Source organism: Acetobacter musti, from assembly GCF_011516835.1.
GTDB classification, from domain to species: domain Bacteria; phylum Pseudomonadota; class Alphaproteobacteria; order Acetobacterales; family Acetobacteraceae; genus Acetobacter; species Acetobacter musti.
Genome location: NZ_WOTB01000006.1, coordinates 25,029 through 47,291, shown reverse-complemented (window position 1 = coordinate 47,291; position 22,263 = coordinate 25,029). Strand labels below are relative to the sequence as shown.

General features: G+C 63.2%; 17 protein-coding genes. 9 read left to right on the top strand and 8 right to left on the bottom strand.

Annotation, left to right across the window (positions count from 1 at the left end; genetic code table 11):
* Positions 1–116: 116 nt before the first annotated feature.
* Complete coding sequence (msrB, locus tag GOB93_RS06210; RefSeq protein ID WP_173582634.1) at positions 117–575, bottom strand: peptide-methionine (R)-S-oxide reductase MsrB; 459 nt, start codon at positions 573–575, stop codon at positions 117–119.
* A 110-nt stretch (positions 576–685) separates the two neighbouring features.
* On the opposite strand from msrB, the gene GOB93_RS06205 reads away from it, so the two are divergent.
* The 8 genes from GOB93_RS06205 to GOB93_RS06170 all read left to right on the top strand — a co-directional run bounded on the left by GOB93_RS06205 (position 686) and on the right by GOB93_RS06170 (position 10,601).
* A complete protein-coding gene (locus GOB93_RS06205) occupies positions 686–829 on the top strand; it encodes a hypothetical protein (RefSeq protein WP_173582633.1) in 144 nt (47 codons plus the stop codon).
* Positions 822–1,016 carry a hypothetical protein gene (locus tag GOB93_RS06200; RefSeq protein ID WP_173582602.1) on the top strand — a complete coding sequence of 65 codons (195 nt, stop codon included), beginning with the start codon at positions 822–824 and terminating at the stop codon, positions 1,014–1,016. Before GOB93_RS06205 ends, GOB93_RS06200 begins: the two co-directional genes overlap by 8 nt.
* Positions 1,017–1,786: 770 nt before the next feature.
* Positions 1,787–3,340, top strand: a complete 1,554-nt coding sequence (gene gpmI / locus GOB93_RS06195; protein ID WP_173582632.1) for a 2,3-bisphosphoglycerate-independent phosphoglycerate mutase — start codon at positions 1,787–1,789, stop codon at positions 3,338–3,340.
* Between the two features lie 160 nt (positions 3,341–3,500).
* Positions 3,501–5,105 carry a murein hydrolase activator EnvC family protein gene (locus tag GOB93_RS21960; protein ID WP_173582631.1) on the top strand — a complete coding sequence of 535 codons (1,605 nt, stop codon included), beginning with the start codon at positions 3,501–3,503 and terminating at the stop codon, positions 5,103–5,105.
* Positions 5,106–5,372: 267 nt separating this feature from the next.
* On the top strand, positions 5,373–6,836 hold the full coding sequence (locus GOB93_RS06185; RefSeq protein WP_173582630.1) for a S41 family peptidase: 1,464 nt from the start codon (positions 5,373–5,375) through the stop codon (positions 6,834–6,836).
* 46 nt (positions 6,837–6,882) lie between these two features.
* A complete protein-coding gene (locus tag GOB93_RS06180) occupies positions 6,883–8,205 on the top strand; it encodes a divergent polysaccharide deacetylase family protein (protein ID WP_173582629.1) in 1,323 nt (440 codons plus the stop codon).
* Between the two features lie 15 nt (positions 8,206–8,220).
* The gene (locus GOB93_RS06175) at positions 8,221–8,715 is read left to right on the top strand and encodes an RNA pyrophosphohydrolase (protein WP_173582628.1); all 495 of its coding nucleotides are present in this window, start codon (positions 8,221–8,223) and stop codon (positions 8,713–8,715) included.
* Positions 8,716–9,251: 536 nt separating this feature from the next.
* A complete protein-coding gene (locus tag GOB93_RS06170; protein WP_242010575.1) occupies positions 9,252–10,601 on the top strand; it encodes an OprO/OprP family phosphate-selective porin in 1,350 nt (449 codons plus the stop codon).
* Between the two features lie 36 nt (positions 10,602–10,637).
* Here the strand turns inward: GOB93_RS06170 and GOB93_RS06165 are convergent, their stop codons facing one another.
* Both GOB93_RS06165 and GOB93_RS06160 read right to left on the bottom strand, forming a co-directional pair.
* Complete coding sequence (locus GOB93_RS06165; RefSeq protein ID WP_173582627.1) at positions 10,638–12,230, bottom strand: cisplatin damage response ATP-dependent DNA ligase; 1,593 nt, start codon at positions 12,228–12,230, stop codon at positions 10,638–10,640.
* Positions 12,227–13,249, bottom strand: a complete 1,023-nt coding sequence (locus GOB93_RS06160) for a ligase-associated DNA damage response exonuclease (RefSeq protein WP_173582626.1) — start codon at positions 13,247–13,249, stop codon at positions 12,227–12,229. The genes GOB93_RS06165 and GOB93_RS06160 overlap by 4 nt, the downstream gene beginning before the upstream one ends.
* Before the next feature lie 398 nt (positions 13,250–13,647).
* Here GOB93_RS06160 and GOB93_RS06155 point away from each other — a divergent pair, with 398 nt between their 5' ends.
* Positions 13,648–14,604, top strand: coding sequence for an acyltransferase family protein (locus GOB93_RS06155; protein ID WP_173582625.1), 957 nt, complete (start codon positions 13,648–13,650; stop codon positions 14,602–14,604).
* A 196-nt stretch (positions 14,605–14,800) separates the two neighbouring features.
* Here GOB93_RS06155 and GOB93_RS06150 read toward each other — a convergent pair whose 3' ends face one another.
* The 5 genes from GOB93_RS06150 to GOB93_RS06130 are packed head-to-tail and all read right to left on the bottom strand — an operon-like array spanning position 14,801 to position 21,821.
* A complete protein-coding gene (locus GOB93_RS06150; protein ID WP_173582624.1) occupies positions 14,801–15,424 on the bottom strand; it encodes a Crp/Fnr family transcriptional regulator in 624 nt (207 codons plus the stop codon).
* A 50-nt stretch (positions 15,425–15,474) separates the two neighbouring features.
* The gene (locus GOB93_RS06145) at positions 15,475–16,887 is read right to left on the bottom strand and encodes an efflux transporter outer membrane subunit (RefSeq protein ID WP_173582623.1); all 1,413 of its coding nucleotides are present in this window, start codon (positions 16,885–16,887) and stop codon (positions 15,475–15,477) included.
* Positions 16,884–20,066 carry an efflux RND transporter permease subunit gene (locus tag GOB93_RS06140; protein ID WP_173582622.1) on the bottom strand — a complete coding sequence of 1,061 codons (3,183 nt, stop codon included), beginning with the start codon at positions 20,064–20,066 and terminating at the stop codon, positions 16,884–16,886. Before GOB93_RS06140 ends, GOB93_RS06145 begins: the two co-directional genes overlap by 4 nt.
* On the bottom strand, positions 20,053–21,156 hold the full coding sequence (locus tag GOB93_RS06135; RefSeq protein WP_194299994.1) for an efflux RND transporter periplasmic adaptor subunit: 1,104 nt from the start codon (positions 21,154–21,156) through the stop codon (positions 20,053–20,055). The genes GOB93_RS06140 and GOB93_RS06135 overlap by 14 nt, the downstream gene beginning before the upstream one ends.
* Entirely contained in the window at positions 21,153–21,821 is a 669-nt protein-coding gene (locus tag GOB93_RS06130) for a TetR/AcrR family transcriptional regulator (RefSeq protein WP_242010574.1), read from the bottom strand. Before GOB93_RS06130 ends, GOB93_RS06135 begins: the two co-directional genes overlap by 4 nt.
* Positions 21,822–22,263: the final 442 nt, after the last annotated feature.

Here is a 22,263-nt window from a genome sequence, read left to right as displayed (position 1 = left end):
TGTCTGTTTCCGGGTGTGTCTGTGCGACCGTGTTGCTGAAGCCGGGATGTTTTCCGGTTTTTTGGAGTGTCTTTTTCGCGGCCCTGCTTTCGGGGTTATTTGACTGTGAGGTCCGGTCAGCCGGGCTTGTTACCCGGATGCTGGCCGGCAAGGTTCTGATCGGTCGTATTCTCGTCAGTCGGGCGGAAATCCAGGACGATGCCGTTCATGCAGTAGCGCCGGCCGGTCGGGGGCGGTCCGTCGGGGAAGACGTGTCCGAGATGGCCTTTGCATTTCGCGCAGTGCACTTCGATGCGGGTCATGCCAAGGCTGGTGTCGGTTTGCGTTTCGACGGCTCCGGGGATCGGGTCGAAGAAGGAGGGCCAGCCGCTGCCGCTTTCATATTTGGTTTCGGATGAAAAGAGCGGCGTGCCGCAGGCGGCGCAGCGATAGATGCCGGCACGTTTTTCGTAGTTCAGATCGCTGGAGCCGGGTCGTTCGGTGCCGTGCTGTCTGAGAATGCGGAGTTGCTCTTCGGTCAGGGTGCCGCAGAGTGAGACCGGCTGTGATGAGACGGGTTTTGGTTCGTCGGACATGGCGTGGCCCCTTTGCCGTACTGACTGCTGCCCTGCCCCGTCGACAGAGACGTGCCGGATTGATCTCTTATAATCCGGGAGGTCCGGGATGCGTCAAATGGATAACGGCCATGACAGGAGAAGGTCGTCCGGAACAGGCCGCGATTAACAATCGTATAATTTTTATTCACATTCCGGATTTCTTCAAACCCGTTGCGCTTGCAGGCGTTTTTCCTGCGTCCGGCGAAAAACGCACAGGAGGACATTATGAGTGACAAAACGAAAATCATTCCCGGGAAGACGGAAGTTGCTGGCGAAAGCTGCGGTCCGGAATGTCAGGAGCGGCTGGATGAGGCGGGAGACGGGACGTTTCCGGCCAGCGATCCGCCGTCATCGGGGAAATCGACCGGGCCGGAGGATGTGGACACGAAGGACGATAAGCAGGACTCGTCTGGTTCCTGAAAGGTCGTCCGTCTGCTGTGACGTGCTGCCATAACGGTTGTGATTCGGTCTGATTGGATGAGCATGGACCGGATGAACCGGGAGGCCGGCATAAGAGACTGTTTCAAAAGCATGCCTGCAAAAACTGCTTCAAATTATAAAGAAGTTTCTGGTGAAGCTTTTTTCAAAAAGCCTCAGGAGATACCGCTTTTTTTGAAAAATGGCGCAACTTAGAAACTTTTATTGTGTTTTATCAAAGGCTTGTCGTGGGATGCTTTTGCGTCCGGCTGAAGCGAACAGACGAGCGGGACGCAAAAAAACATAACATCATCAATCTGTTATGAAAGATTTGTTCCTTTGAAGCTTTTGAAACAGTCTCTAAGTCTGACTAAGTGTTCGTGGCTGGTTTGCCTCCGGGCTGTCCAGAGTTCAGAACCTGTGAGTTTGTTGTTCTGAGCGTTGATCGGTGATTCACAGGCAATCGGGACGAAAGAACCTGTGAATGAACTGTTTTGCTGTCCGAAAGCCAGATGCGGTGGATTGCCCGTATTTTCCTCCGGCATACGGCGTTTCACGCATGTGCTGAGTGGGATCGTTTATGTGATCCGTGGCTGATTTTACTGGACAGACGTATCGAAGATTTGTGGTCCGCACAGGGTTCTGGATCTGTGCGCTGTCGGGTGGCGATGCAGTCTCGTGGATGTGTGTCCGGAACGGCATGGCGGGAGTGCAATTTCACGCTGTCGGTGCCATGATGCGGGCAACAACAATTCGAAAAGAAGGCCCCTTTCATGTCTGATGCCGGAAAGTCGCGTTCGTCTGCTCCCCGCCCTGTCATGCTGGTTATTCTGGACGGGTTTGGGTGGCGCGAGAATGATGCCGATAATGCGGTTCGTCTTGCGCGGAAACCGACATTCGACCGGCTCTGGGCGGAATGTCCGCACACGTTTCTGGACACGAGCGGCGAGGATGTCGGATTGCCGGAAGCCCAGATGGGCAATTCGGAGGTCGGTCATCTGAATATCGGCGCGGGTCGGGTTGTGATGCAGGAGCTGCCGCGGATCGGGCGGGCGATCCGGAATGGAAGTCTGGCGGCAAGTCCGGTTCTGACGGCGTTTGTCGAAACGCTGAAGGCATCGGGCGGGACGTGTCATCTGATGGGGCTGGTGTCGCCTGGCGGGGTGCATGCGCATCAGGATCATGCGGTGGCGCTGGCGAAGATCGTGACGGATGCGGGTGTGCCGGTTGCGTTTCACGTCTTTACGGACGGGCGCGATACGCCTCCTCAGTCGGCGCGTGAGTATCTGGGGCAGCTGGCGGAGGCGTTGCCGGACGGGGTGACGGTCGCGACGGTTTCGGGGCGGTATTATGCGATGGACCGGGACAATCGCTGGGAGCGGGTGTCGCGGGTTTATGACGCGATCACGAGTGGGACGGGAGCGCGGGCGGCTTCGGCGGCTGAAGTGATTGAGCGGGCTTATGCGGCGAAGACGACGGATGAATTTATCGAGCCGATGGTGATTGGCGATTTTGCCGGGGCGAAGGATGGCGACGGAATTCTGTCGTTCAACTTCCGGGCGGATCGTATTCGCGAATTGCTGATGGCGTTGCTCGATCCTGCATTTTCGGGATTTGAGCGGAAGGTGGTGCGTCATTTCGCGGCGGCTGTGGGGATGACGCGCTACAGCGACGATCTGGCGAAGCTGACGACGGTGCTGTTTCCGCCGCAGAACCTGGTGGAATTGCTGGGTGACGTGGTCGCGGCGGCCGGGAAGAGGCAGCTGCGGATGGCGGAGACGGAGAAGTATCCGCACGTTACGTATTTTCTGAATGGCGGGCGGGAGACGCCGCTGGCGGGCGAGGATCGTATTCTGGTCCCCTCCCCTAAGGTCGCGACGTATGATCTTCAGCCGGAGATGTCGGCGCCGGAGCTGACGGATAAGGCGGTGGAGGCGATCGACAGCGGGGCATATGATCTGATTGTGCTGAACTTCGCCAATCCGGACATGGTGGGGCATACGGGCGTGCTGTCGGCGGCGATTAAGGCTGTGGAGACGGTGGATACCGGGCTGGGGCGGATTACGGAGGCGATCGGGCGTCAGGGCGGAGCGCTGCTGGTGACGGCGGATCATGGAAACTGCGAGACGATGCGGGACGAGGAGACGGGCGAGCCACATACGGCGCATACGCTGAATGAAGTGCCGTGTGTGCTGGCCGGGGCCGGAGATGTGACGCTGCGGCATGGCCGGCTGGCGGATCTGGCGCCGACCCTGCTGGAGCTGATGAAGCTGCGGCAGCCTGAGGCGATGACCGGGAAGTCGCTGATTGTGCGCGGGCCGGTCTGACCGGGGCCGGTCTGAAAAGATCCGGCCTGAAGCGGGTTGGTCTGAAGAAAGCCGGACCATCGGAATGGGCCAGTGTGAGACATGTTTGTTTCGCGCTGGCTGGTCCGGAGCGTGGCCGTCTGAAGACGACGTTCATTCTTCGACATGATAATGCGGACGGATGAAGAGACGGGGTCGCATTGTGCCGTTACGGGACGGGGAGGCTGAGCTGTCATCCCGGTTGCGGAGTGGTGGTGCATCCGGGCGTGGTCGGGTGCGGATCTTTCTGGCTGTTGTGACGGCTGGCCTGCTTGTGGTGGGCCGGTCGCCGGATGTTATGGCGCGGACACAGTCTCATGCCGCGGCTGGCGGACATCGGGCGGCGGGCGTTTCTGCGTCCGGTTCGCATACTGCCAGCTCGCGCGGGGCCGGCTCACATACTGCAGGTTCACATGCTGGCGGTCCGGGCGTGGCCGGGGCTCATGCGTCTGGCGCACACATGATGGCGCATGGCGCCGGGCCGGGACGTTCCTCGGCGTCTCAGGCGGCGCTGGAGGCGGCGCGGGCTCAGGAAGCGCAGTTGCGGCAGCAGCGGGATGCGGAGAAGGCCAGGCTGGTGGCGGCGCGAAATGTAAACGCGCAGGCGGCGGCGCAGGCGGCGGAGGACAGGACGCGGGCGGCGGCGCTTTCGGCTGCGACGGTCTCGGCGGCGGGGCAGTTGCAGCAGACAGAGACAAAGCTGCAGGCGCTTGAGGATCAGATTGACGATCTGCATGACGATCAGGACCGGCTGCGGGCGGAGCTTGACGAGGAGGCGCGGGCGCTGGCTCCGGTTGTGCCTGTTGCGCAGCGTCTGTCGCTTTATCCGGCTGACACGCTTCTGACTGGTCCGTTATCGGCGCAGCAGGAGGTAACGGGGCTTCTGGTCGTGCGGGGGCTGGCGAAGACTCTGGAGGCGCGGGCGGAGGTATTGCAGGGGCATCGCGCGGAGCTGGAGGCGCTGGACCGGACTCTTGCGGCGCGGCTGGATGAGATTGGCGCTGTGCGACGGCAGCAGAGCGCGCAGCAGCAGGCGCTGGCGGCTCAGGCGGGCGCGGCGCGGGATGCGCAGCTTCGCTCGAACGCTGCGGCGCGGGGGGCGGCGGCGCATGTGTCTCAGGAGGCGGCCCGGGCCACGGCGCTTCAGGCGGCGATTGACAGGATTGTGGCGGCGGAGGCGGCGGCGATGGCGCAGTTGCAGCGGGAGGTCGAAGCGGCGGAACGGGCGAGGAAGGCGCAGCTCGCGGAAGCGGCGCGGCGGCGGGTGGCGGCGCGACGACAGGGTGGCGCGGGGGGTGGACGGACTGGTTCGGGGACGAATGCGGGGTCCGCTGTGGAGACGCCTGCTGTGGATAGCGGGGGCGTGAATGCTTCGGTTCGGGGCGGAAGGCCGGGTGGCGGGAGTATCGTGGCGGGCCGGCTGATCAGCGCCTGGGGAGAGGAGACCGAGGCGGGACCGGCGACGGGAAACAGCTATGCCGTGACGGGCGGGGCGAGTGTACGGTCGCCCTGTTCGGGGACGGTGGAATTCGCGGCGCCGTTTCGCAGTTATGGCCAGATGCTGATTCTGAACTGCGGCCGGGATTACCGGTTCGTGCTGGCCGGGCTCGGGATGCTGAATGTCGCGACGGGGCAGTCTCTGGTGAAGGGGGCGGCAATCGGGGCGATGCCGGGCGGCGGGGGCGCGACGCTGCTGGTGCAGGTGCGGCATGGTCAGAAATCGGTCAATCCGGCGCCGTTTCTCTGACGGTGCGGGCCGGAATGGGGGCCGTGGCGGGCCGGGGGCTTGTTGTGGGCGCGATTTTTCTGTGAATTATGCGTATCGGAAAATCTTCCGCCGGCATGATTGCGTCGGAGGGGCGGTTTTCGGCGCAGCCGATAGCGGCTAAGGTCGTGACTTAGCCGGATGGTAAGACTTGCCTCCGATCATCCGTTTCGGGCGGGGCGATTCGTGCTGAGAGATGAGGGACTTGCCGGCCGTGCGCAACGGTCCGGCATCGGGAGACGAGACCGTATGACATTTCGCACTGGCCTGCTGTTCGGCGCCGCTTTCCTGACCGGAATCGTGGCGGGGCCTGGCCTTGTTCATGTCGCCGGCGTGGGAGGGGGATCGTTTGCGCCGGTCGCTCAGGCCGCGGAGGCAGATCCGGCGGCGTCGCCGGAGACCAGCCATGCCGAGACCTATCGCCTGCTGACTCTGTTCGGCAGTATCTTCGATCTGGTGCGGGCGAATTATGTTGATCCGGTTTCCGACCGGGATCTGATCACCAATGCGCTGAACGGCATGCTCAGCGGGCTTGATCCGCACAGTTCCTATATGACCGAGAAGCAGTATGCGGACATGCAGGTCCAGACCACGGGCAAGTTCGGTGGTCTGGGGCTGGAGGTGCAGGGTGAGGACGGTCATGTCCGCGTGGTGTCGCCGATCGACGGCACGCCGGCCTGGAAGGCGGGGATCAAGCCGGGCGATTATATCGTCGCCATTGACGGGCATAACATCGATGGCAGCCCGCTGAACGATGCCGTGGAGAAGATGCGCGGCAAGCCGAATACGAAGATCACTCTGACGATCATTCGTCCGAAGGCGACGAAACCGCTTGTTCTGACGATGACGCGCGAGATCATTCATATCGAGGGTGTGAAGTCGGTTCTGTATGACAAGACCGGTTATATCCGGCTGCCGCAGTTTACCGAGGACACGTCGGCGGAGCTTCACCGGGAATATGAGAAGCTGGTGAAGCAGGCCGGCGGCAAGCTGAGCGGCGGGCTTGTGCTCGATCTGCGGAACGATCCGGGAGGACTGCTCAATCAGGCGATCGATGTGTCCTCGTCTTTCATCCGCAATGGCGAGATCGTATCGACACGGGCGCGGCATCCGAAGGACAGTCAGCGCTGGGATGCGAAGGGGACCGACATGACGGACGGACTGCCGGTCGTTGTGCTGATTAATGGCGGCTCGGCTTCGGCCAGTGAGATTGTGTCCGGGGCGTTACAGGATCATCATCGGGCGGTGCTGGTTGGTACGAAGACATTCGGCAAGGGGTCGGTGCAGACGATCATGCCGATTCCGGGCAATGGCGCGGTGCGGCTGACGACGGCGCGGTATTACACGCCGTCCGGGCGATCCATTCAGGGGCTGGGGATCGCGCCGGATATTATTGTGAAAGAGAGCCGGGAAGATCCGGTGTTCAGCATTCGCGAGGCGGATCTGGCGCATATCATCAAGAATCAGGGTGGCAACCAGACGAAGCCGCCGGCGCGGGACGATCTGCCGGCGATTGCGTCCCACATTCCGGATGAGCCGCCGGCAAACTGGCCGGCCTATGACATGACGAAACCCTCGACGGATTTCCAGTTGCAGGAAGGGCTCCGCGTGGTCCGCAACATGGCCGGCGCTCCGGCTCCGGACCCTGTCGCGGGGCTGCCGCCTGCGGCTCCTGCCACAACCGCGTCCAAGAGCGAGGCCCCCCATCACTAACGACGAGTCTGAACAGCCGGGCGTGGACGGGATGCCTGTTTCCGGGGTGAGCCGTTTGCCTGCCGCTTCTTTCTGGCGGCGGCTGCCTCCATCGGGCCGGCTGTTCTTCAAATTCTGGGGGGGCGTTTCCGTTGTCGCCCTGCTTGCCGCCATTTCGCTGCAGGAGCTTTCGGCGCTTCACCGTTCCGCGATGCCGGCTGCCAGGCCGCATGGCGTGACGGCGGAAAAAGCGTCTGGTCCCGGAAACGCGTCCCCGGAAAGCGTGCCTGCTGCCCCGGAAGCGCCTGCGTCTGTGCGGCAGGAGGCTGCGGATACGTCTTCCGCGGCAGCGCCGGGTATGCCGTTGCCGCCGGGTGTTCACGCCATTCCGGCGCCGTTGCCTGATCTGCTGGAAGATGCGCCGGGAGAGCCGGGTCACAGCCTGCCGAAGATCGGGGCCGACGGGGCTTTGCCGCGTCGGGTTTATGCGGCGACGGTGCCGGCCGTGCCGCCGGGAAATGCGCGGGTGGCAATTCTGCTCGACGGGTTCGGGCTGTCGGAAGATCTGAGCCGGGTTGCGCTGCAGTCTCTGCCCTGGACCATTTCCTTCGCGATTCCGGCTTATGCGCCGGCGCGCCAGACACTGATGGACGGGGCGCGTCAGAGCGGGCACGAGATTTTCCTGTCCCTGCCGATGGAGCCTTCGACGGCGCCGCTGGACGATGAGGGGCCGAGGGCGCTGGGCTACGATCATACACCGACTGCCGACAAACAGAATCTGGACTGGGCGCTGTCGCGGTTCAGCGGTTATGTCGGGGCGACGAATGCGTTTTCCGGGCTGGATGGCGACGCCTATGCGCAGTCGCCCGATTTCCGGATGGTTTCCAAAGAACTGGATGCGCGGGGGCTGCGTTATCTGAACGCGACGCCGGGAACGTCCTGGGTCGGGCCAGTGGTTGGCGGGAACGCGGCGATCACGCTTGATACGGACGCGGACAGTTCCGGTGTGGACGGGCAGCTGGCGCATCTGGTTGAGATGGCGAAAGGCTCCGGTCAGGCGATTGCGGTGGCGGGGCCGATGCGTCCGGTTCTGTTGCAGCGGCTGGCGGAGTGGAGCCGGGGGCTGGGCGACAAGGGTGTGACTCTTGTTCCGGTCAGCGCGCTTTGTGACAATCCGGCGCCGGCGCATATCCCGTCTGGCTCCGTGCATCAGGATCGCCCGGAGGCAGCCGCGCACGAGGCGGGTTCGGTCAGGTCTCCCCTCACCTCTTCGCCGCCCGCTCCGGTAACGGTGGGGGAACCTGCGATCGGGCCGTCGGCCGTTACGGCGACGCCCCTGCCCGCCCCTGTTGCTCCATCCGGTCCGGCTGCACCGAAGCCGGGGCGATGAAACTGTGAGGCGGCGATGACTGATCCGGCTGGTCTTCCCTGGCGGCGCAATGTCGGGGCTGTGATTTTCAACAGTAAGGGTCTGGTGTTTGTCGCACGGCGTACGGACATGCCTGGCGCCGGCGGCGGTCCGGATGAGGGTGTGTGGCAGTGCCCGCAGGGCGGCATTGATGACGGCGAGCAGCCTGAGGACGCGGTGCTGAGGGAAGTCCTGGAGGAGACGGGCATGACATCGCTTGTCTTGCTCGGGGAATATCCGGACTGGCTCAGCTACGATCTGCCGGACCATCTGATCGGCAAGGCTCTGGGCGGGAAGTTTCGCGGCCAGACACAAAAATGGTTTGCGTTGCGGTTTAGCGGGGATGAGAGCGAGATCCGGCTCGACCTCCAGGCGCATCGTGAGTTCGATGCATGGAAATGGGTGCCGCTCGCGGATCTGCCGCTTCTGAATGTCGGGTTCAAGAAGCCGGTTTATGAGAAGCTGGCGACGGGCTTTACGCGGTTTTTGTAGCATCTGCTGACGGCGCGAGCGGATGAATGCGGTGGTCGCTCGGGGCTGGTCGTTACGGGAAGCGGGTGTGACGTTCTGGAGATGGATGATCGTCACTGTCAGTCTGACCGTCAGGATTTTCCTTTAAAATTTCGGTGTTTTTCCGAAGCAGAGAGGATGGCCCTCTATGGCTGCGGTCGTTCTCCGTTTGCCAGGGCGGTTTTCTTCGTGTGTTTGTATACTTTACCAATACAGACACAGTGGTTTTTCGGGGCTTTGCCCCAGCCCCACAAAGGGACGCAGTCCCTTTGATCCCGGTCTGTTAAATCCGGAAGGATGATCGGCGGAGGTCTGTTTTGTCTCCGGTTTGTAAAATACATGAACGCCTTTTGACCGGCCGCATCGGGTCAGGGTGATGAGGCCGGGTTTCCACGAGACCGGACGGCGTGTCAGAAGCTGTTTGTAATGATTTATCAGCGGACGTTACGTGCATTTTCACAGGTGCCGGCGCTGGCTGTCGGGGATCGGGAGCCGGAGCTTTGCGGAAACCAGGTGTGATGTTCTCCGACGCATATTCCCCGGCAGTGGCGAGAGTGTCGGACGGGATGGCGGTGAAGGGACTGGCTGCCCTGGCGGGATCTGCCGGGCAAATCTGTGAATCTGATCTGGCCATGCGTCGGGGCGGAGCCTGTGGTTCTGCAGGACTGAAGGGCGTTGTGGCAGTGACTGCCCTTGCGATGATGGAGTTTCTGTCCGTCGGGCCGGCGTTTGGGGGGACGATTCCGGATTTTACGTTCGGGGGGATCACGATCAGACCGTATGCGACCGATCAGCTTGATATCGGTGGCTTTCCGTCGGCTGAACCGGCTCATCCCGGGACCGGCGCCGTAGGGGCGCGTCTGAGGAACGGGGCGCGGGTCACGATCCGGGATCAGGTGGAGATTGGCGGGATCTGGGATTTCGGTCCGGCGCCTGGGGGCCCGATGCGGCTGTTCGAGGGGGCGATTTCCTATACGGGGCTGAAACATTTCCGGTTCACGGTCGGGGTTTTCAAGCCGAGTTTCGGGCTGGAATCGGATGAGGCGCAGGGCGACACGGTTTTCATCGAGCGGTCGGCGATCTCGACGGTGACCCGTGATCTTGCCGCAGGTATCGAGCGTGAGGCAGTTCAGGCGGAGACCTTTGGCGACCGGTATCATGTCGCGGTCTCGGCGACGGCGGGCACTTCCGGTCCGGAGCATGACGGCAATCAGCGGGGCATGGCGTTTCGTGTTGCGGGACTGGCGCTGAAACGTCGTGACGCGCTGGTTCATCTCGGGTTTTCCGGGGAGTGGGTTTTTCGGCCTGCGAATGATGGTCCGGATGGTCGCAGCGTGTCCTTTTCGGACACGCCTGAGGGAAATAACGGCGCGGTCAGTCATTTTCTCAGCACGGGAAGCATTCCCGCCCGGAGCGCGGGGGCGTTCGGGCTGGAGGCGGCGGTTCAGTGGCGGCGGCTTCTCGTTCAGGGGGAGGCTTATACGATTGTTGTCAACACGCGGTCGCCGGCGGTGGTGAACACGATCCATTATAATGGCTGGTATGGCATGGCGGCGTATACGCTTGTCGGGTCGCCCCGGAAATGGAAGGCGCGAAGCGGAGCGTTCTCCGATCCTGTCTGTGACCGGCGTCAGACGGTGATGTGTGACGGCACCGGGGTTCTGGAGGCGGCGGCACGGTATTCCCGGACCGATCTGCGGGCGCCGGTGTGGTCGGGCGGGGACCAGAAAATCTGGACGGCGGGGCTGAACTGGTATCCGTTCGATATTATCCGTCTGACGCTGCAGTATCAGTACGGGCGTGTGACGGGCGGACGTTCGCCGGAGCGGTTTCAGTCCGTGATGTCGATGTTTCAGATCAAATTCTGACTGTGCCGGGATTCAGAGATTCAGGACCTCAGAGTTTCACAGGAAGGCCCGGATGAAGGTTGCGAGATCGTCCGCTTCGGCGGCGGGTTTGTCGGTTCTGAGTCGGGACACGCGGGGGAAGCGCAGGGCGACGCCGCTTTTGTGGCGTTTTGAGTTTTGTGCGGCGTCGAAGGCGATTTCCAGCACCAGTCCGGGCTCGACCTCGCGGACGGGGCCGAAACGGGCGGTGGTGTGTTCACGGACCCAGCGATCGAGAAATTTCAGTTCTTCGTCGGTGAAGCCGGAATAGGCTTTGCCGATCGGGACGAGTTCGCGCCCGGTTTCGCCGTCCCGCCACAGGCCGAAGGTGTAGTCCGAATAGAAGCCGCTTCTTTTGCCGTGGCCGCGCTGCGCGTACATGAGGACGGCGTCGACGGTCAGCGGCTCGCGTTTCCATTTCCACCAGGGGCCGCGCGGGCGACCGGGGACGTAGGGGCTGTCGGCCTGTTTGAGCATCAGGCCCTCGATCCCTTCCTCGCGGGCGGAAGAACGGAGGACGGCGAGTTCGCTGAAGTTTTCGAACGGAATCAGCGGGGACAGGGTCATGCGAGGCGGACTGAGGCGGGCGTACCATGCTTCCAGCCGTTTGCGGCGCGCGTCGAACGGGAGGGGGCGGAGGTCTTCGCTGTCCTCGAACAGGATGTCGTAAAGCCGGACGCCGGCGGGGAGATCGCGCAGCATGGCGGCGGTGGGTGATTTCCGGTTCAGGCGCTGTTGCAGGTCGGCGAAGGGAGCGGGCTCGTCGTCGCGCATGACCAGCAGTTCGCCGTCGAGAACGACGTGGCTGCCGAGATCGCTCATGATCGCGACCAGTTCGGGAAAGGCGTGGCCGATGTCTTCCGCCGTGCGCGTGTAGACGCGTTCGCCGCCGGGAGAGCTGACGAGCTGGACGCGGATGCCGTCCCATTTCCATTCGGCGCGCCAGGCGTGGGGATCGAAGGTGGCGAGATCCACGTCGTCCAGGGGCTGGGCGAGCATGGGGGGACGGAATACGGGGGCGTCCTGCGGGTCCGGGCGGGGAGCATGACCTTCGATCCAGGCGAAGAGCGGGCGGTACGGGGCTTCCAGGCCGTGCCAGACTTCCTCGATTTCGTCCGGGGCGAGGCCGGCGATTTCCGCCAGTGCGGTTTTCGCGAGGCGGGCCGAGGCGCCGACGCGCAGGGAGCCGGTGATGAGTTTGAGGATGGCGTAACGCGAGGAGCTGTCCGAGACATCGAGCCAGCCGGCGACGAGTTCCGGAAGTTCGGCTTTAGGTGTTGTGTGGAGCGCGGTCACAACTTCGGCGAGGGCCGGGGGCGGTCGGTCCGGGTGGCTGGTTTCACTGCGCCAGATGAGGGCGACGGTTTCCGCGAGATCACCGACATAATCGTAAGACCAGGCGAACAGTTCCGGGTCGGTCCGTTCCATGGCGAGGGCGCGGAGCATGGCGGGTTTCGCGGCGGAGAACGACAGGGCGCCGGCCATGGCGGCGAGAGCGAAGCCCCGGTCCGGGTCGGGCGCCATGGTGAAATAGTCTTTCAGCAGCGCGATCTTAGCGTTGCGCGACGGTGTGAACGCCAGACGTTCCAGCAGGGCGGCGAAGGCGATCATTCCGTGGCCTCGCTGATGTCTTCCTCGTCTTCCGCTTCATAGCCGACGAGGCGCAGGGCGCGGCCTCTGATGCCGCGCAGTCCGAGCGCGTGGATGAGGGCTTCCTCGCGGCCATGGGTGACCCAGATTTCGGGGGCGCCGGTCTGTTCGCAGGTGGTGAGCAGCGCGTCCCAGTCGGCGTGGTCGCTGATGATCAGCGGAAGTTCCACGCCGCGGGCTTTTGCGCGCTGCCGGACCTGCATCCAGCCGGAGGCGAGGCAAACGACCGGGTCGGGCAGTCTGCGCGCCCACCGGTCGGCGATGGCCGAAGGGGGAGCGAGGACGATGCCGCCGCGCAGTTCCGCCTTCTGCGCGACGGTTGCCGGTTTTAATTCACCCAGTTCGATGCCGTGGTTTTCATAGAGTGCGCACATGGGAAGCAGGGCGCCGTGCAGCCAGAGCGGGGCGTCATAGCCGGCCTGACGGAGGAGTGCGATCAGACGCTGGCATTTTCCGAGGGCGTAGCAGCCGACGACGTGGGTGCGGTCCGGAAAGAGGTGGACATCGTGAAGGAGTTTCGCGATTTCGTGGGCCGGGTCCGGTGAGCGGAAGACGGGCAGCGCGAAGGTGGCCTCGGTGACGAAGAGGTCGCAGGGGACGACCTGGAAGGGGCGGCAGGTCGGGTCGGGAGTGCGTTTGTAATCACCGCTGACGACGGCACGCTGCCCCTGGTATTCGATGACGATCTGGGCGCTTCCGAGGACGTGTCCGGCGGGGGCGAGCCATATTGTGACGTCGCCGAGGGAGAGGCGCTCTTCGTACGGGATTTCCTGCTGGATCGCGCCGGCGCGGTCTTCTCCCATGCGCAGCCGCATGATGGCCAGTGTCTCCGGGGTCGCGATGACGTGGTCGTGTTCTGGGCGGGCGTGATCCGAATGGCCGTGGCTGATGACGGCGCGGGCGACGGGGCGCAGTGGGTCGATGTAGAAATCGCCGGGGACGCAGAACAGTCCTTCGGGTCGGGGCGTGAGCCAGTCCACTGCGGGGCCTCCCTGATCTTACGGCTGTGGTTATAGCGGAAATTGTGTGCCCGTGCGGGGCGCAGCGATCACGGGACTGCATTTCTGGTGTGAGGTGGGGATTGTCTCTGCGTGACGAAAAGTCACATTTAGTTGTACTTTGGAATTGTTGTGGCGCACAGGCGGTACTGCGGCGCATGAATGCGCGCGTGACGATGGTGACGCGGAATACTGCGGAACCGGAATTTTATTGTTCGCCTTTACTGTATTCGATTTCATTTAATATATTTATAATCGTATTTAAGGAATATCCGAATGGACAGGAAGATCCATTACCGATTTCTTGATGCGCTGCGCGGCATGAGTGCGCTTTCGATTGTCTATTGCATAGTCTGCAGGCGGCTGAGGTGCGGAGTTACATGCCTCATGCTTATCTGGCCGTCGATTTTTTCTTTATTCTCAGCGGTTTTGTCATTGCCAGCGCGAATGAGGGGCAGCTTGCGGCGGGCCAGCTCAGTTACGGAGAGTTTGTGCGCCGCAGGGTTCTGCGGCTGATGCCTTTATCCTGTCTGGCGGTCATTCTCGGCTGTGGGTTCCTGATCATGAGGACATATGCGCATGTCCGGACCGATCCGGTTCCGGTGATCGTCGGGTATTCGCTGGTCAACCTGTTTCTTATTCCGAAATTGTGGGTCACGCAGGAGCCGGGTGACTTTGTTTTTCCCGGTAACGGATCATTGTGGTCTCTGTCCTGTGAAATGGCGATCAATCTCGTCTGGGCGCGTTTTCTTTCGGGGATGCGGACATCGTTTCTGGCGGTACTGGTTATACTTTCAGGGGCGGGTATTGTTCTGGCGTTTCTCCATCGTCACTCGCTGTATCTCGGTCCTTCCATCCATGATGTATGGTATGGCTATCTCCGGGCTGCGTATGGCTTTCTTGCCGGGGTGCTTGTTTATCGGCTCCGCAATGTTCTGAGATGGAATCCGCTCTGGCCGGCGCTGTCCTTCGTACTTCTGTCCTTCGTGCTGTTCGCGCCTGTGGCCGGAAATGCCTGGACTGTGCCGGCCGTGCTGTTTGTTCTGCCGGCGGCTGTGTTGTTCGGGTCGGCGGCGGCGGATCGTCCGGTTGTGCGTTTCGATGGGTTTCTCGGGGAAATGTCCTATCCGCTTTATGTGGCGCAGGGATTTTTCGGGCTCTTCATTTATGCGCTGGCGAGGAAGGGTGTTCTTTCACCGGTGGCGATTTTTCTTCTGTCTGTCTCAGGATGTCTCCTCGCGGGGTGGTTTGCCTGGCGGTATTTCGACCGGCCTGTGACGGCGTGGCTGAAGCGCCATCCGCTTCGTGTGCCTTCTTTCCGGCCTGCCACGCTCTGACCGGGGCGGGAGCGTGCTCCCCTCCCCTGCCCGGCCTTGCTGGTTTTCGGGGAGTGTTGCCGGTGCGGCGGATTCTGACCGTCTGAAGCGTCCGGAGAGCGTGTTCCGGGTGATCTGTCCGGGCTCTGAGGATATGTCGTGATGCAGGGCCGCCATATATCGCCTGCGGGGCTCGCCGGATGTCTTTTCCGGGATATCAGCAGATCAGATTGTTCATGATTTTTTCGGTCAGTTTTATTGTGCGTGAATCAATTCTTCTGATGTAATTTTCATTTTCGAGATAACTGAATATTCTGCTGATGGTCTCAAAGGATATTCCCAGATAATCCGCGATGTCTTTTCGGTTCATCACGAGCGTGAGGACATTGGTGTGTCTGTCGAAATATTCGGATCGTCCACTGCAGGCGGCGAGAAATCCGACGATCTTTTCCACGGCTGTCGGGCAGGACAGCAGGATGATATGGGTTCTGGCGGCGGCCAGGGAGGCTTTTTTCTGGGCCAGAAACAGATCCTTGATAGCCGGATATCTGTGCGACAGTTTTCGGACGCTGTCGCGGCGCATGCGTTTCAGGATGGAATCCACAAGCGTTATGGCTGAGCGGGAATATGATTCATTTTCGGCGAGGCCGAGGAAATCGCCTTCCCATAAAAAATCGAGAACCAGATTGCGGCCGTCCTCGGACTGGTGGTCTGTTCTCAGAGCGCCTGTGTGGACGAAATAAATAAATTCCGCGCGATCGCCCTGCCTGAACAAGACATTTTTTGCCGGTCTTCTGACCTCGTCCGAAATGTCCTCAAGCATGGCGAAAATTTCGGACATGACGGGATTCCGATCGCACTGTTCCATCCTGCAGAGCAGTCCTCAGGCCTTCAGCGGGACATACGAAAGCCGCCGCCGGTGGCTTTGTAAAGATCGACCGAGGCGTCGAGGCGCTGCAGGCGGGCGGCGACGCGGGTGAGTTGTTCCTGCTCCAGTGTGGAGCGGGCGGCGAGGACGTCGATCCGACTGGACCAGCCTTCGGCCTGGCGCAGGGTTGTGAGATGCAGCCGTGTTTCCGCGGCTTTTTCCCGTTCGGTATCGCTGTTGTCGCGGTCGGCGGCTGTGTTTTCGGCAAGCAGGGCGTCGCGGACTTCTTTGAAGGCGGTACGGATGGACTGCTGGTAGAGGACGACCTGTTCGTTCTTTGCGGCGCGGGCCAGTTTCACGCCGCTTTCCGTGCGGCCGAAATCCAGAACCGGGGCGGCCATGGCTGCCGGGAGAGCCCATGAGCGTGTGGTGGCGCGGTAGAGGTTGTTGAGATCGATGTTGTTCACGCCGGCAAGAGTTGCGAGCGAGAGGGACGGGAAATAGGCGGCGCGGGCGTGGCCGATGTTGAAGTTGCTGGCGATCAGCATCTGTTCGTGCATGGCGATGTCCGGGCGGCGCTCGATCAGCTGTGAGGGCATGACGGAGGGGGCTGGCTCGGGGATTGTCAGATCGTAAAGATCGCGGCCGCGGCTGATGTCGTTCTGAGCGATGTCTTTCGGGGAGTGGCCGGCGAGCACGGCGAGGGCGCTTTCCGCCCGGTCGCGCTGGTCGCGGGCGTCCGGGAGGGCGGCGTGGGCGGTGTCGCGGCGTTCGGTGGCGGCCTGGAACAGGAGCGCGTCCACGGCGCCGACATCGTATTGCCGCTGCACCAGAGCCAGAAGTTCGTCCTGGGTGCGGACGGCGTCTTCGAGGATAGCGACTTCGGCGTCCAGGGCGCGGAGACTGAAATACAGTTTCGCGGTTCCGGCGGAGACGGAGAGGCGGGCGGCGTCCTCCGCGCAGGCGGCGGCGCGGACGCCGGCTTTCGCGGCGTTGCTCAGACTGGCGTTTTTGCCCCAGAGATCGACCTCGTAGGTCAGCATGCCGCCGACGAAGCCGAGATTGCTCATTTTCTGGGGAATGGGCAGGGATTCATTGAGATGGACCTGGCCGTAGGCGTCCGCGCCGACGACCGAGATGGCGGGGAGCTGGTTGGCGAAGGCGTACCCGTACTGGGCTCTGGCCTGGCTCAGGCGGTTCTTCGCCAGGGCGATGTCGTCGCTGTCTTTCAGTGCGTCGGCGATCAGCTGGTCGAGGACGGGGTCGTTGTAGCTGTGCCACCATTCTGAATCGTCACGGGCGACGGCTGCTGCGCCGTTCCATCTGTCCGGCAGCGGCAGGGAGGGTCGTTTGTAGTCCGGGGCGAGCCAGGCGCAGCGGGCGAGCAGCAGCGGCGCGAGCAGCAGGGGGGCGAGGCGGAAGCGGGGGCGGATCATGGGGTTGCCCCTTTCGCGTCCTTCGGTGCGGGTTCGCACACACGGAACCAGATGACGTAGAGCGAGGGCAGGAAGATCAGGGTGAGGACGGTGGCGACGGCGAGGCCGCCCATGATGACGTCGGCCATGGGACCCCAGAACACGCTGGAGGCGATGGGCAGCATGCCCAGGATGGCGGCGACGGCGGTGAGCATGATGGGTCGGAAGCGGATCATGGCGGCGTCGCGCACGGCGTCCCATTCCGGTTTGCCGCTTTCCTGTTCGATCTGGATCTGATGCACCAGGATCACGGAGTTGCGGATGATCATGCCGACCAGGGCGACGAGGCCGAGCAGGGCGATGAAGCCCATGGGGTGGCCGGTGAGGAGGAGTGCGGCGACCACGCCGATGAGGCCGAAAGGGGCCACGCTGAGCACGAGGGCGAGGCGCCTGAAGCTCTGGAGCTGGATCATCAGCACGGCCATCATGACCAGGGCCATGACGGGCATGACGGCGACGACCGAAGCCTGTGACTTCGCGCTTTCCTCGACGGTTCCGCCGACATCCACGTGGTAGCCGTAAGGCAGGTTTCTGTTGAAGGCGGTGATGTCGGAGGCGAGTGCAGCGACGGCGGCGTCGGCCTGCACGCCGTCCTGGAGCTGGGCCTGAACGGTCATGGTCGGCAGGCGGTTGCGGCGCCAGATCAGCGGGTAGTCCTGGACATATGAGACATCGGCGACGGCGGAGAGCGGGACGGTCTGATTGTCGGGGAGGCGGATGTCGAGGTTGCGCAGGTCCTCGATGGAGAGGCGCTCCTCGCGGCTGGCGCGCAGGACGACGTCCACGAGGTAGATGCTGTCGCGGAGCTGTGTCGCGGTGATGCCGGTGACGGTGGAATTGATGATCAGGGCGATGGCGGCGGAGGAGAGGCCGAGGCGGCGGGCGTCTTCCTGCCGGACGTCGATCCGCAGTTTGCGGGCCGGGTCGCCCCAGTCGAAATTGATCAGGCGGAGCTGACCGCTTTTCGCCATAAGCTGGGCGACCTGCTGGGCGTAGTGCCTGACTTTATCGGGATCTCTGCCGCTGAGGCGGTACTGGACCGGCCAGCCCACGGGCGGTCCGAGTTCCAGCGGGAACAGGCCGTGCACGATATCCGGGAATTCGCGGCTCAGGCGTTCGTCCAGGCGCAGTCTGAGATGTTCGCGGGCTTTGGCGCTTTTCGCGACGATGACGGTCTGGGTGAAGAAATCGTTGGGGAGCTGCTCGTCCAGCGAGAGGTAGAAGCGGATGGCGCCGCGGCCGATATAGGAGCTCCAGTGATCGATATCGGGGTCGTTGCGCAGGATGGCGTCCAGGCGGCGGGAGATGTCGGCGGTTGCTTTAATGGAGGCGCCCTGGCGGAGGGAGAGGTTGACGAGCAGTTCCGGGCGGTCGGAGGCGGGGAAGAACTGTTTCGGCACCAGCGGCGCGAGCAGGATGGACACGACGAGGGCGGCGAGGCTTACCAGCACAGTGATTCGCGGGTGGCGCATGGAGCGGAGAAGGATACGTTCGAAGGTGGCGCGGATGCGGCCGTTTCGGGGTTTCTTTGCTTCTCTGGCGGTTTCCGGTTTCAGGATGGCGACGCCGATCAGGGGGGCGACGAGCACGGCGACGAACCAGGACACGATGAGGGCGATGCCGACCACGGCGAAGAGGGAGAAGGTGTATTCTCCGGCGATGCTGCGGGCGAAGCCGACGGGGATGAAGCCGGCGACGGTCACCAGGGTTCCGGTCAGCATGGGGAAGGCGGTGGAGACGTAGGCGAAGGTTGCGGCGCGAGTGAGGGCCCAGCCTTCCTCCAGCTTGCTCACCATGCTTTCGACGGTGATCATGGCGTCGTCGACGAGCAGGCCGAGGGCGATGATCAGGGCGCCGAGGGAGACGCGCTGCAGGTCGATGCCGGAGGATTTCATGCAGACGAATACGACGGCCAGCACGAAGGGGATGCAGAAGGCGACTACGGTGCCGGCGCGGCCGCCGAGGCTGAGGAAGCTGACGCCGAGGACGATGGCGATGGCCTCGAACAGGGCGGTGGTGAAATCGCCGACGGCGGCCTGCACGACGGAGGGCTGATTGGCGACCAGGTGCGCCTCGATGCCTATGGGCATGCGGGCGTGGAGTTCGGCCATTTTCGTGGCGATATTTTTTTTCAGGGCCAGCACATCGCCGCCGCTGCGCATGGACAGGGCCAGGCCGATGGCGTCCTGGCCGTTGACGCGAAACATGGTCTGCGGCGGGTCGGAGTAGGTGCGGGTGACGGTTGCGATGTCGCCGAGGCGGATCTTCCGGTTGCCGGCGTAGACGGTGACGTTGGCGATGTCTTCGGCGGACCCGAATTTTCCGGTTGGCTGGACGAGGATCTGTTCCTTGCCGGTATCGATGGTGCCGGACGGCATGAGGGTGTTCTGGGCTTTGAGCGCGGCGGCGATCATGGCGCCGTTGATGCCCAGCCGGGCCAGGTGGCGGGCGGAGAAATCGACGTAGATTTTTTCATCCTGCGCGCCGAGCGTGTCGATTTTCGCGACATCGGGGACGTGCAGCAGTTCGTCGCGGACTGTCTCGACGTAATCTCTCAGCTCACGGGAGGAAAAGCCGTCGGCGGTAAAACCGTAGATGATGCCGTAGGTGTCGCCGAATTCGTCATCGAAGAAGGGGCCGACGGTATCGGAAGGGAGAAAAACCTTGTCGTCGCCGATCTTTTTTCGGACCTGATACCAGATGTCGGGCACCTGCGCCTTTGGCGTGCCGGACTGAAGGTTGAGGAGGATCGTGGTTTTTGCGGCCTGGGTATAGCTTTTTTCGTAATCGAAATACGGGGTTTCCTGGAGTTTCTTCTCCAGCCGGTCTGTCAGCTGATGGGCTGTTTCCTCCACGGAGGCGCCGGGCAGGAAGGCCTGGACGACCATGGTCTTGACGGTGAAGGGCGGGTCTTCGTTCCGGCCGAGGCTGAAATACGACCGGATGCCGGCGACACCGATCAGAATCATGAAGAACAGGACGAGCGCTTTATGCCGGAGCGACCAGCCGGACAGGTTGACGCCGCCGGGCGGGGGCGGTTCGGAGACGGGTGCGCCGGGGGCGTTTCCGGGGACTGTTTTTTCAGGCGTGGCGGTGCCTGGGCTGGTGGTGTCCGGGGTGGTGGTTTCAGGGCCGGACATCGGCTTCATCCAGCAGGGAGACTTTCTGATCGGGCACGAGCGCCTGCACGCCGGCGGTGACGACGCGGTCGCCGGGTTTCAGGCCGGAGGCGATGGTCACGCTGCCGGCGGTGTAGCCGGCGATGGTGATCTGTCGCGGTGTGACGGTCGGGCCGTCGGGTCTGACGATCCAGACGGCGGGTTTGCCGTCCTGCGTGGTCAGGGCGGAGGGAGGCAGGCGGATGCCGGAGGATGCGCCGCCGGCGAGGTGGCCTGTGACGACCGATCCGAGGGTCATGGCCGGGGGTGGCTGCCGCAGGAGCGCCCGGGCGCGGTAGGTTCTGGTGAGCGGGTCGGCGTCCGGGGAAAGCTCGTAGATCTGTGCGTCGGTGCAGACGGTGCGGTCCGCGTCCAGGCAGACGGTCATGATCTGGCCGGGGGCCAGACCGTCACGGAGGAAATCCGCCGGCATGTCGAACTGGGCGTCCCGTCCTGTGTCGGTGGCCATACGCAGGACGGGCTGGCCGGCGGCGACGACTTCTCCGGTTTCCGCCAGGCGGTCGGTGATGACGCCGTCTGTGTCGGCTGTGAGGCGGGTGTGGTCCAGCTCCTCGCGGGCGATGCGCAGCCGCGCCTGGGTGGCCTGGACCTCGTCCTGGGTGGTTTTGTAGCGGCGGATGACGTCGTCGTATTCGTTGCGGGAGATGGCGTTGACCGGCATGAGCGCGGTTGCGCGTTTCTGCAGCGGGGTGGTCTGGGCGAGGGCGGCCCGCGCGGCGTCGGCGTCGGCCTGGGCGGCGCGGACGGCCTGGCGGGCGACGGTGTCGTCCAGGCGGGCGAGGAGCTGTCCGGCGTGGACGATGCTGCCGGCCTCGACGGCGCGCTCGACGATCTTGCCGGGGACGCGGAAGGCGACGGTGACGGAGCGGTGGGGGGTGATCTGGCCGGTCAGGGTGTTGCCTGTATCGTTATCCGCTGTGCTGCCCGGGGATTGTATCACGATGGAGCGGACCGGGCGGATGTCCGGTTTCGCGGGTTTTTTGTGGCAGCTGCTGAGCAGGAGGGCGATGAGGCCGAGTGTGAGGCCGGTTACGGCGGGCGGGCGGGTCATGCTTCGGCTCCGGCGGGGCGTGTGGTGTCCGGCTGTTTCAGAAGGCTGGTCATGACGGCTTTCCACCCCTGGTCCATGTAGCGGTCCCGTTCCTGTGGTGTGACGAGGGCCAGACGGCCGAACAGGGCCTGCTGGTGAGGGCGTCCCAGCAGCAGGCCCGAGAGAATTTCGGCTGTTTCCTGAAGGTCGTAGCCGCTTTTCAGGCGGCCGGCCCTGTCCACGGCTTTCAGCAGTCCTGAGATCATCTGTTCGAGCGGGTCGAAGAAGTGGGCTCCGGCGTGTTCCACGAGGTCGGGGAAGCGCCAGCCTTCGCCGATGAAGGTGCGGCTCAGGGCGATGGTTTCCGGGGCGAGCACGAGGTCGAGCAGCCTGCGCATGGCCTTGCGCAGGGCGAGCACGGGATCTGTGGAGACGGCGTCTGCCGGCGGTTCGGCGGCGGTGAGAAAGCTGCTGCCGAGTTCGGTGATGACTTTCCTGAACAGGGCTTCCTTGGACGGGTGGCGGCGGTAGATCGTCTGTTTGCCGACGCCGGCGACGGCGGCGATCTGTTCGATGGAGGTGGCGGCGTAGCCCTGCTCGCCGAACAGGCGTGCGGCTGTGCGGAGGATCAGGGCGTCGAGTTCTTCCGACATTCTGGTGTCGGGACGCCCGCTGTGTCGTTTCATCCCCATGCGGGACTCCTTCCGGGCGTGCGCCTGAACGGGTTATGGCGGAGTCAGTGGTAGACGAGACGGTCTCGTCTCGCAAGGTGGGGGAGAAGTGAGATGCGGGTATGGTCTGGTTGTTGTCCGGGTTTTGCGGCGTGGTCCGGAGAGGCAGGTATGCGGGTGGCGCAGTGCGGTCTCTGTCATGGACGTGCCGGAGGGAGACTGTGGCGCGGGTCCGGGGCGGTTCGTGGTTGCCGGAGTGACTGCCTGCGCTTCAGGTGAAACACTCTGAATCTCCGCTGACTTTCCGAAAGCAGCCATCACCGGACCAGTTGCCCGCGACCCGGTCAGTGCGATCAGCGATCTCTTCCCGCGCAGAGGATACCGCAAACAGCATGAAGCGATCATCGCCGGCTTCCTTCCGGACGGGCGGACCGGGTGTCCGGCTGCATCCTGCGTT